Source organism: Phenylobacterium sp., from assembly GCF_035539035.1.
In the GTDB taxonomy this organism is placed as follows: Bacteria; Pseudomonadota; Alphaproteobacteria; order Caulobacterales; family Caulobacteraceae; genus Phenylobacterium.
In genome coordinates, this window is record NZ_DATLJI010000016.1 from 1,246,568 (window position 1) to 1,255,602 (window position 9,035).

Sequence of the window (9,035 nt, forward strand, 5' to 3'; positions counted from 1 at the left end):
GCATCCGAATGCAGGCGCAAGCCGACCCCCTGAGCGCGACCCTGTCGGCGCTGGCCGATCCCACCCGCAGGGCGATCCTGGCCCGGCTGGCGCAGGGCGAGGCGACGGTGAACGAGCTGGCCGAGCCGTTCGAGATCAGCCTGCCCGCGGTGTCGCGGCACCTGAAGGTGCTGGAGCAGGCCGGGCTGATCTCGCGGGGCCGCGAGGCCCAGTGGCGGCCGGCCCGGCTGGAGGCGGGACCGCTGAAGGACCTGGACCACTGGCTGGCCGCCTACCGCCGGTTCTGGGAGGGCAGCTTCGACAAGATGGACGCCTACCTGGCGACGCTCACCAAGGGAGATCCCAATGGACGCAAGAACTGAGGTCCGCGGGGCGCCGGTCGATCCGGGCATGCCGCTGAGGGACGACGAACTGCTGATCGTGCGGGCCTTCGACGCCCCGCGCGGCCTGATCTTCCGGCTGTGGGAGGACCCGGTCCACCGGGCGAACTGGTGGGCCCCGAAGGGCTGCCGCTGCACCCACTTCAGCCACGACTTCCGCGAGGGCGGGGCCTGGCGGGCCTGCTTCGTCTCCGAGACCTACGGCGAGAACTGGCAGGGCGGCGTCTATCGCGAGATCGACCGCGACCGGCGGATCGCCTTCACCTTCGTCTGGGACGAGGGCCCGGCCGGCGGGGTCGAGACCCTGGTGACGGTGACCTTCGCCGAGGCCCACGGCCAGACCATCCAGACCTTCCACCAGACCCCGTTCACCAGCGTCGAGCGCCGCGACAGCCACGTCACCGGCTGGAGCACCCTCATCGACCGCCAGCAGGCCTATGCCGAGGCCAGATCGCAAGGAGCCCCCTCATGATCACCACCACCGCATTCAAGTGGGTCCCGCCCTTCGCCCAGGGCCTGGTCCGGGACCTGCGCGTCCGCTGGGCGCTGGAGGAGGCCGGCCTGCCCTACGAGGCCCGGCTGCTCGGCGAAGGCGACGGCGACACCCCCGCCTACCGCGCCGTGCAGCCCTGGGGCCAGGTGCCGGTGTTCGAGGAGGACGGCCTGACCCTGTTCGAGAGCGGCGCCATCCTGATCCACCTGGCCGAGCGGTCCGAGGCCCTGGCGCCGAAGGACCCCGCCGGGCGGGCCAAGGCCATCCAGTGGACCATCGCGGCGCTGAACTCGATCGAGCCGCACGTGCAGAACCTGGTGCTGATCGACATCTTCTACCAGGACGAGGAGTGGGCGAAGCTGCGCCGGCCCGGCCAGGAGGCGTTCACCCGCATGAAGCTGGCGTCCCTGGCCCGGCGGCTGAACGGCCGCGAGTGGCTGGAGGACCGGTTCACCATCGGCGACCTGATGATGGCCACGGTGCTGCGCCTGCTGCGCCACACCGACATCGTCACCGCCGACCCGGTGCTGGGCCCCTACCTCGCCCGCTGCGAGGCCCGGCCGGCGTTCAAGACGGCGCTGGCCGACCAGCTGGCGACCTTCGCGGCCCACGAGCCGGCGCTGGAGCCGGCGTGACGAAGCGCGCGGCGGGGCCGGCCGGCTCCGCCGCACCCGTCGCCGTCGCGGCCAAAGCCCAGTTGTTTCAGCCACCTCCCTTGCGCGGACCGGGCCCGGCGCGCTTAGTGCCGCTCACCCGGCGCCGCCGGTGGAGGAGCACGCCGTTGTCCGTACACACCAAGCCCGCGGACGTCTGGCGGCCCGAGCATCTGCGGCTGGCGATCGACGCGGCGTCCGTCGCCCTGTGGTCCTGGAACGTCGACAGCAACCGCTTCACCATGGACGAGCGGGCCTTCGAGCTGTGGGGCCTTCCCTGGACGGAGGAAGTCGCCTTCGAGACCCTCTCGGCGCACATCCATCCGGCCGACCGGGACCGGGTCCGGGCGGCGTTCCTCGCCACGCGGTCGGTCGCCGAGCCCTACGAGATCGATTTCCGGATCGTGCTGGGCCACGAGGTGCGCTGGATCTCGGCGCGCGGCCAGGGGGCCGACGCGGGCATCGTCGACCGCCTGATGTTCGGCATCTTCCTGGACGTCACCGGCCGCAAGCAGGCCGAGGAAGGCAACGAGCTGCTGGCCGGCGAGATGAGCCACCGGGTGAAAAACCTGCTGACCGTGGCCACCGCCCTGACCCACATCACCTCGCGCACCGCCGGCAGCATGGAGAGCATGGCGACGGAGCTGGTCGGCCGGCTCACCGCGCTCGGGCGCGCGCACGACCTGGTCCGCCCGCTGCCGGGCCACCAGGGCACGGCCGCCCTGCTGGGCGACATCTTCTCCGTGCTGCTCGCCCCCTACGACGACCACGCCGCCTTCGCCGGGCGCATCCGGGTGGCCGTGCCGCGGATGGGGGTCGGCGAGACCTCGGCCCGGACGCTGGCCCTGGTGGTCCACGAGCTGGCCACCAACTCCCTCAAGCACGGCGCGCTGTCCACCGGAGCGGGCACCCTGGACGTGTCCAGCACCAGCGACGAGCGCGACGTGGTCGTGATCTGGGCGGAGACCGGCGGGCCGGAGATCGCCGAGCCGCCGCAGATGGCCGGCTTCGGCAGCACCCTGGTCCGCCGCAGCATCTCCGACCAGCTGGGCGGGTCGATCGACTACGACTGGCAGCCGAGCGGCCTGGTGGTGACCCTGCACATGCGGAAGGACCGGCTCGCCGCCTGACACGGGCTCCGCGACCAGGTTCGCGGGCCGGATCCGCGATGAGAGAGGAAAGGCCTCCGCCATGAGCGACCTGACCATCTGGACCTACGACCGGGTCCCCGAGGGCCCCCGGGGCTTCGTGCGCGACCTGAGGCTGAGATGGGCGTGCGAGGAGGCCGGGCTGGCCTACGCCGTCCGCACGGTCCCATTCGAGGGCCGCGAGACCAACCACCTGGCGCGCCAGCCGTTCGGCCAGGTCCCGTTCCTGAACGACGGGGCGCTGGAGATCTTCGAAAGCGGCGCGGGGCTGCTGCACCTGGCGCGCAAGAGCGAGCGGCTGATGCCGCCCGATCCGGCCGGCGAGGCCGAGACCCTGCAGTGGGTCATCGCGGCGCTGAACTCGATCGAGATGGTCACCGTGCCGTGGTGGTTCCTGAACATCTGCGGCGATCCGGACAACGGGCTGACCGGGTGGATGACCCAGCGCCTCGACCATGTGGAACGGGTGCTGGCCGAACGGGACTGGCTGGCCGCCGGCCGCTTCACGGTCGCCGACCTGCTGATGGCCGACGTGCTGCGCGTGCCCAAGGTGCGCGCCTTCGGCGACCGTCCGGCGAGCGAGGCCTATGTGGCGCGGATTACGGATCGGCCGGCGTTCCGCAAGGCCCACGCCGAGCAGATGGCGCACTTCGCGGCGGCGGGCTGAGGCGGGCGCCGCATCAGCCCGGCGACCGCGCGAATGGTGGAAGCGCTTGGGCCGTCGAGAGCTCCCCGCAGTCGCCGCAGAAGACGCGACGGCCGCTCGCCCCGCTTGCCGAGCCCTGCTTGGGCTTCCTGGCGCCGGCTTCGAGCCCGCGCCAGCCTTGGGCGATCTTCCCGCAGGCCTGGCGCTCCGTGGGATCGGCGGCGCGGGCGGCGGGGCAAATCCGGGAACGCAGCGCGTCGCCGGTCGCTTGGGTCGTTGTCGGCATGCCCGCGCGCCGCCAGAATGCGCGCCATCGCCGCGTTTCCTGGGCTGCGGCGGCTGAGAGACCGCGCGCTCCCGCCCACCGCCCGGAGTTGGCCGGATGCCGCTGTACTTCTTCGACACCCGCGACGGCGACGTCTTCATCGAAGATGACATGGGGCTGACGTTTCCGGACCTGGAGGCCGTCAAGGTCGAGGCGGCGAGGGCCCTGACCGAGCTGGCGCGGGATGTCGTTCCTGGAAGCCTGAAGCGGGAACTTGCCGTGGAGGTGCGCGACGACGCGGGCCCGGTGCTGGTCGCACGCCTGACGTTCGAGGCGCTCGTCCTGCGGCCGACCTAGACCTTGGGCCGCCGGGGCCCGCGACCCACCCTTGGCTGCGGTTCCGGAGGTCTGCTCGGTAACCCGAGCCAACGTCCGCTCGCGACCCGCGCCAGCCCCTTCCCGCCACGCCCGCGTCGCGCGGACCTGCCCGTAGGTGCGGCGCCGGCATTTGCCCTGTCGCGGAGCCTGGGCCCGCAGGCGAGGCTCAGCGCGTCCGCTGGCGGCGGCCGGGCGCCTCGGGCAGCCACGACAGGTCGGTGGAGCACTGGGCATGGCGCCTGCGGGGGTCGGCCTGCATCCACGCCTCAATTCGGCAATGGCCCGCGGTGGAGGCCCGGCACCCTGGGTCCGGCGTGACGAAGATCAGGTCCGTCAGGTCGGCGGCGAGGTCCTCCGACCGGGCGCGCTTCAGCGCCTCGGCGTCGGCGGGGCCCAGGCGCCGCGAGGCGAGGTAGCGCTCGATCCGCCGCCTCGCCTCGCGCCTCTGGCTTCGCGTGGAGCCGAGCAGGGCGTCGGCCTCGGCGGACGGCCGGGCGTTGCGGGCCAGGCCGTCGTGGAGGTCGAGGACGTCCAGACAGTACCGCGCCCTGACGTCGACGGCGCTCGGCTCAGCAAGGGCGAGGCCCGGCGCGAGGCAAAGGGCGAGGGCAAGGGCGGTGATCCGGATGCGCATCGCCCACCCTTTGGCCGCCCGAGATGGCTGGAAGATGGCTCCGTGCGGTCAGGGGGGGCCGCTGCGGCGCAGGATGCGGTCGCCCTGGCGCAGGACGAAAAGGGCGCCGGGGCGTTTCCCGGCGACGTCGCCGCCATGCCGACGAGCGGACGTTCTCGATGACGGCTTAGGCTGGATTGAGGGCGTTTGGTCACTTGTTCCAGAAGCTGAAAGCCCAGCCCAAAACGCTCGCCCCCTGATCGTCTAGGTCCGGATGACGACGCCTCATCTCGTGGACCGCCCAGTGGGTTGCCGACACGAGGTCATGGACGGTCCAGTCAGGCTCAAGACCGCCAATCTCCTCTGAAAGGCGCTCGACCCGCCGCAACGCGTCGGGACCGAACACCTCCAAGACCGCGTGCGGGTTCCGCTTGGGATAGGAGGAGACACCCTCGCTAAGGTAGAGCCGCAGCTGCTGGCGAAGAGAGTTGGTCATGGAGATCAGGATGGTTGGACCGCTAAGGTCCGCAAAGGGTCGGAAGCGGACCTAAGCGCGACGACGAGATGCGGCCGTTCGTTCTGCACGATCCTTGATGACGGTGAGCACATTGTCCTGCACATCGCCCATCATCAGCTCGCCCCATAGCTTTGCGTACGGGTTGACGCGGGTCTTTGCGATGTAGCGGGTGGTCAGCGTGAGCTCGGTCTTCCCGTCCGCGATCCGCCGCAAGGTGTAATCCCCAGAATCCACCTTCAGGAACTCGCCATCCGGCGAGATATGCCGATCCGTGTAGTCCTGCACGCTGCTGTTCGTGAAGTTGAACCGCCAACCCAGCTTGCGGCCCGGCACCCATTCCACGATGCGTTCTTCGAAATTGACGTGGTCACCCCAGTAGGCCGTCCGAACCCCGCCGACGCCTAGCTTGTCGACAACTGACTGCCTTGGCCTCGGCATGCCGATCAAGTTGTGCGTGATCGTCCAGCGCCCTTCGTCCGGCCCGATCCCGCGGCTTGAGACAGCGTAGGGCCAGATATCTTCGGGCGAGGCATGAACGACTATGCTGCGGGTAAGCACCACGGTCTCGTGCGGGGTCGGCAGCTGGGCCTCCACCATCGCCGCTACGAGCGGAATGATCAGGAAACTGGATTGAACTGATCTGCCGCGGCGATTGCGCTGTGAGCGCATAATGAACGCGCCGACCCACCCGCTTCCCATCCAGATCGGGGCGAGCATGATGAGGCAGATGACCCCTTCGCGCAGGAAGAATATGGAGGCGGCGCTGACGAGGCCGCAGAGGATCACGGGCACCCACCAGTAGAACACTTCCGAGCGAGTGCGATCAGGGTCGCCGATGTAGCAGATCAGCGCGCTGAGCAGCGCCGGCAGGAGGGCTAGAAACCAGATGCTGGCGAACCACGCTGAGCCTGCGCGCGACGCCGACAGCAAGAAGTAGGCACTGAGCGCTATAACGCTGGCGAGAGCGAAACCGGAGGCGACACTACGGAGTGGTCGGCGACGGAGAGCATCCGGGAACTTCAAGGCTCGCTTCACAGCTCACTCCGGCGGCATTCTTGTGTTCAGAGATTTCAGGACGATTGTTGGCGTGAGCCGCCTTCCTGATCCTTGCGCCCGACAAATCTGAGTAGACCCACGACCTTCGAGCCCATCTTGATCAGCCGCATGAGGGTATCGGGCGGCACGTCCAGCATCTGCTGGTACCAACTATCGACCGTGCCGACGAAGGCGTGCATCCGCTTTAGCCGTGCCTTCACCTCAGGGCTGACACCGGAGTCTTTGGCATCGATGTTCGCGACGGCGTCATTGATGGCGGCGACCAGGGGGTCGATTTCGCGCGCCTTCCGCCCCTGCGCGACCTTGGTAGCCATCTGCCAGAGGTCAGTCTCAGCCTGATAGTGGTCACGGCGATCGCCCCGCACCGGGATCCGGTAGATCAACTTCCAGGCCAGAAGTTCTTTAAGGCTGTTCGAGACGTTGGAACGGGCCAGTCCAAGCGTCTCGGCGATGTCCTCCGCAGTTAGCGGGGAATCGCTGAGGAAAAGGAGCGCCTGGATCTGCGCCACCGAGCGATTGACTCCCCACTGGCCGCCGAGATCGCCCCAGCGCAGGACCGTTTGCTCAACAGCTGGCGGAAGCCTGCGGGCGCTGTCCGAAATTTCTGTCATGACAGAAATTATCGACGCAACTGAATTGGCTGTCAAGCTCTGGTGCGTGACGAGCACACAAGCTGGCATTCCGAGGGTCCGCTACCGACCCGTCTCCGACATTGACCTGCGGTCGCGATCATCCTCTGCTCGATCGATGGCGAAGGTCTACGGGAGCGGCGAGCAAGATGCGCTAGAGGCGGACCTACGAACCAACTGGCGATGGCTGAGTGTGATGGCCATAGAGCCGGTGGGGGGTGGCCTCATCATCACCGTTCGCGATGACCAACAACACTCTGAGCAGTTCCAGTTCGCGTGGGACTTGGTGCACGCCTACGCCGTGCGCAATGAGAGCTTCGCCAACATCGACAAAGGGGGCCTGGGAGGCCCGTACAAGGAGCTGACTGCCAGCCGCTTCCTAGCCTGGGTCGCTGAAGCGACGTGGACTCACGAAGGAGAGGCGCTACGGCACTGGCAGATCGCCGGGTCAGACGATGTTGTCGATGTGGCGAGTTTAGACCCGCCCACGATCCGGAAGGGCCGGTTGACGCTCCCGAACCTACGCTTTCAGCCGATGAGCCAGCGTCCGCTTCCGACGTGGCGGACCTCTCCCGCCACGCTGCGTCGCGCGGACCGCGCCCCTGAAGCCATGGCCAGCATTCTGCCTGCCGGGCCAGGCGTCTCAAGGACCGGTCCGTGAGGACCGGCCGCGGGGCGGCGCGCCGGAGGCGCGTCCTTGACACGCCTGGACCGGCACGCTCGCGATCCACCATGGACTTAAGGGCGGGAGGGGGCGCGGGCGCCGTCATGCCGCGAGCGCTGGTTCCCGGCGGATTGAGGATGGCGAGACCTACCGCTTCTGCAGCTGCGCGGCGGGGAACAGGGCGTCAAGGCGACCCGACCGTTGGCCGAGCCTGATGTCACGAAGATGGCTGCAGGCCCGGCGTGGCCGCCCTCCCCCGCCCCGGTCAGGCGGGGCCGCCGCGGCGGAGGATGCGGGCGCCCTGGCGGAGGACCACGCGGGCGCCGCGGCGTTCGTCGGCGGCGGCTTGCCAGGTGGCCTCGGCGACGGCGAGGCTGTGCAGGCGGGCGAGCACGGTGAGGGCCTCGGGATCGGCGGCGGGGCTGGTCTCGACGATGTAGGACAGGTCGGCGGCGGCCTCGTCCTCGACGGGCCGAAGCGCGGGCGGCTGGGGGCGGTCGGGGGCCTTGTTCATGCCGCCGGCCTCAGTGCGAGCGCCGGGCCCACCTGGCGAGCACGCGGCCCTTGTGGGTGATGGTGACGTCGCGCCCCGGGTTCTCCCGGGCGGCGGCGTAGTAGGCGGCGAAGCCGATGGTGGCGTCGGCGGCGATGGCGATCACCCGGTCGAGGGCGCCGTCGGGATCCCAGAGCTCCACCTTGTAGGGCAGGTCGTCGCCCTCGATGGTGAAGGGCAGGCCGCCGAAGCCGCCGCCGCCGGCCTCGCCGTCGCCGTCGCCGTCATTGCCGCCATGGGCCAGCCGGACGGGTCGATGGAACAAGGGACGCCTCCTGGGAGCGCGAAATCTCCCAGAGACGGCGCGCGAGTCAATGGCCCGGCCGTCCGCGGACGGAGGGCGGTCGGGCCTGCGCCGGGACCCGAAGGCCCCGGCGCAGGACGGGCTACTTCTTCTCGACGGTGGTCGTCGTGCTCGAGCCGACGCCGGGCACGGTCACCGTGGACTCGCGCGTCGTGGTGGTGGTGGACGACGGCGGGCCCGGCACGTTCACCTCGGGCGGTTTGATGTTCACGTCGGGGGGATTGATGTTCACGTCGGGCGGGTTCACCGCCGGCGGGGTGACATTGACCGGGGCCGGGGTGGTGACGTTGACGTCGGCGGCGGGCGGGGTCGTGGCCTCCTCCTGGCGCTGCTGGCAGGCGGCGAGGCCGACCAGGGCGGCGGCCGCGACCGTGACCTTGAGGAGGGGGGCCTTGAGGGTGGGGAACGAGGTCATTCGGGCTCCTTGGGTTCGGCGCCTGCGCCGGCCGGCGCCCCCCGGTTCGACGGGATCCGGAGGGCTCCGGCCTCGCGACCCGGGCGAGGGCCCGGCGCGCGGACTTCAGACGTCCAGCTGCGCCGGGGCTGACCCACCCGGCGCAGCAGGACAACCGCCAAGCCTCACCTTGGGTTCCGCGCGTTCAAATCAGGCGGCGTCCGGTGGCGCGCGGCGGGCAGACCGCAGGATGAAATGCTGCCCGGGCGGCAGGCGGCGGCCGCTTCCCCCGGTCCGCGCGAAAAACGCCCAACCCCCTTAACCCACTTGAATTTTGGGGGT

At 69.9% G+C, this 9,035-nt stretch carries 14 protein-coding genes; 7 read left to right on the forward strand and 7 right to left on the reverse strand.

Features of this window, described 5'->3' with window-relative positions; translation table 11 throughout:
- The first annotated feature begins 8 nt into the window (after positions 1-8).
- The 6 genes from VM685_RS20060 to VM685_RS20085 all read left to right on the forward strand — a co-directional run bounded on the left by VM685_RS20060 (position 9) and on the right by VM685_RS20085 (position 3,942).
- Positions 9-362: a metalloregulator ArsR/SmtB family transcription factor gene (locus VM685_RS20060; RefSeq protein ID WP_325461950.1), complete on the forward strand. Its 354-nt coding sequence runs from the start codon at positions 9-11 to the stop codon at positions 360-362.
- Positions 346-852 (forward strand): SRPBCC domain-containing protein, encoded by a 507-nt coding sequence (locus VM685_RS20065; protein WP_325461951.1) that lies wholly within the window; start codon positions 346-348, stop codon positions 850-852. Before VM685_RS20060 ends, VM685_RS20065 begins: the two co-directional genes overlap by 17 nt.
- Complete coding sequence (locus VM685_RS20070) at positions 849-1,508, forward strand: glutathione S-transferase family protein (RefSeq protein ID WP_325461952.1); 660 nt, start codon at positions 849-851, stop codon at positions 1,506-1,508. The genes VM685_RS20065 and VM685_RS20070 overlap by 4 nt, the downstream gene beginning before the upstream one ends.
- A 146-nt stretch (positions 1,509-1,654) precedes the next feature.
- Positions 1,655-2,656 carry a sensor histidine kinase gene (locus tag VM685_RS20075; protein WP_325461953.1) on the forward strand — a complete coding sequence of 334 codons (1,002 nt, stop codon included), beginning with the start codon at positions 1,655-1,657 and terminating at the stop codon, positions 2,654-2,656.
- Positions 2,657-2,717: 61 nt separating this feature from the next.
- A complete protein-coding gene (locus tag VM685_RS20080; RefSeq protein ID WP_325461954.1) occupies positions 2,718-3,341 on the forward strand; it encodes a glutathione S-transferase family protein in 624 nt (207 codons plus the stop codon).
- A 361-nt stretch (positions 3,342-3,702) separates the two neighbouring features.
- Positions 3,703-3,942 carry a DUF6894 family protein gene (locus VM685_RS20085; protein ID WP_325461955.1) on the forward strand — a complete coding sequence of 80 codons (240 nt, stop codon included), beginning with the start codon at positions 3,703-3,705 and terminating at the stop codon, positions 3,940-3,942.
- A 187-nt stretch (positions 3,943-4,129) separates the two neighbouring features.
- On the opposite strand, the gene VM685_RS20090 is transcribed toward VM685_RS20085, so the two are convergent.
- The 4 genes from VM685_RS20090 to VM685_RS20105 form a co-directional block, all read right to left on the reverse strand.
- Entirely contained in the window at positions 4,130-4,597 is a 468-nt protein-coding gene (locus VM685_RS20090; protein ID WP_325461956.1) for a hypothetical protein, read from the reverse strand.
- Between the two features lie 190 nt (positions 4,598-4,787).
- Complete coding sequence (locus VM685_RS20095) at positions 4,788-5,072, reverse strand: hypothetical protein (RefSeq protein ID WP_325461957.1); 285 nt, start codon at positions 5,070-5,072, stop codon at positions 4,788-4,790.
- A gap of 51 nt (positions 5,073-5,123) precedes the next feature.
- Complete coding sequence (locus VM685_RS20100; RefSeq protein ID WP_325461958.1) at positions 5,124-6,023, reverse strand: SRPBCC family protein; 900 nt, start codon at positions 6,021-6,023, stop codon at positions 5,124-5,126.
- A gap of 140 nt (positions 6,024-6,163) precedes the next feature.
- Positions 6,164-6,760: a GbsR/MarR family transcriptional regulator gene (locus VM685_RS20105; protein ID WP_325461959.1), complete on the reverse strand. Its 597-nt coding sequence runs from the start codon at positions 6,758-6,760 to the stop codon at positions 6,164-6,166.
- Between the two features lie 136 nt (positions 6,761-6,896).
- Here VM685_RS20105 and VM685_RS20110 point away from each other — a divergent pair, with 136 nt between their 5' ends.
- Positions 6,897-7,439 carry a hypothetical protein gene (locus VM685_RS20110; protein WP_325461960.1) on the forward strand — a complete coding sequence of 181 codons (543 nt, stop codon included), beginning with the start codon at positions 6,897-6,899 and terminating at the stop codon, positions 7,437-7,439.
- A 268-nt stretch (positions 7,440-7,707) separates the two neighbouring features.
- Here VM685_RS20110 and VM685_RS20115 read toward each other — a convergent pair whose 3' ends face one another.
- The 3 genes from VM685_RS20115 to VM685_RS20125 all read right to left on the reverse strand — a co-directional run bounded on the left by VM685_RS20115 (position 7,708) and on the right by VM685_RS20125 (position 8,714).
- Entirely contained in the window at positions 7,708-7,956 is a 249-nt protein-coding gene (locus VM685_RS20115) for a hypothetical protein (protein WP_325461961.1), read from the reverse strand.
- 10 nt (positions 7,957-7,966) lie between these two features.
- Positions 7,967-8,260, reverse strand: a complete 294-nt coding sequence (locus VM685_RS20120; protein ID WP_325461962.1) for a hypothetical protein — start codon at positions 8,258-8,260, stop codon at positions 7,967-7,969.
- Positions 8,261-8,381: 121 nt separating this feature from the next.
- On the reverse strand, positions 8,382-8,714 hold the full coding sequence (locus VM685_RS20125) for a hypothetical protein (RefSeq protein WP_325461963.1): 333 nt from the start codon (positions 8,712-8,714) through the stop codon (positions 8,382-8,384).
- Between the last annotated feature and the right edge of the window lie 321 nt (positions 8,715-9,035).

What these genes read in the sequence shown, in the direction of transcription:
- VM685_RS20060 (WP_325461950.1), top strand. Translation starts at nt 9, where the DNA reads ATGCAGGCGCAAGCCGACCCCCTGAGCGCGACCCTGTCGGCGCTGGCC.
- VM685_RS20065 (WP_325461951.1), top strand. Translation starts at nt 346, where the DNA reads ATGGACGCAAGAACTGAGGTCCGCGGGGCGCCGGTCGATCCGGGCATG.
- VM685_RS20070 (WP_325461952.1), top strand. Translation starts at nt 849, where the DNA reads ATGATCACCACCACCGCATTCAAGTGGGTCCCGCCCTTCGCCCAGGGC.
- VM685_RS20080 (WP_325461954.1), top strand. Translation starts at nt 2,718, where the DNA reads ATGAGCGACCTGACCATCTGGACCTACGACCGGGTCCCCGAGGGCCCC.
- VM685_RS20085 (WP_325461955.1), top strand. Translation starts at nt 3,703, where the DNA reads ATGCCGCTGTACTTCTTCGACACCCGCGACGGCGACGTCTTCATCGAA.
- VM685_RS20090 (WP_325461956.1), bottom strand. Translation starts at nt 4,597, where the DNA reads ATGCGCATCCGGATCACCGCCCTTGCCCTCGCCCTTTGCCTCGCGCCG.
- VM685_RS20095 (WP_325461957.1), bottom strand. Translation starts at nt 5,072, where the DNA reads ATGACCAACTCTCTTCGCCAGCAGCTGCGGCTCTACCTTAGCGAGGGT.
- VM685_RS20105 (WP_325461959.1), bottom strand. Translation starts at nt 6,760, where the DNA reads ATGACAGAAATTTCGGACAGCGCCCGCAGGCTTCCGCCAGCTGTTGAG.
- VM685_RS20110 (WP_325461960.1), top strand. Translation starts at nt 6,897, where the DNA reads ATGGCGAAGGTCTACGGGAGCGGCGAGCAAGATGCGCTAGAGGCGGAC.
- VM685_RS20115 (WP_325461961.1), bottom strand. Translation starts at nt 7,956, where the DNA reads ATGAACAAGGCCCCCGACCGCCCCCAGCCGCCCGCGCTTCGGCCCGTC.
- VM685_RS20125 (WP_325461963.1), bottom strand. Translation starts at nt 8,714, where the DNA reads ATGACCTCGTTCCCCACCCTCAAGGCCCCCCTCCTCAAGGTCACGGTC.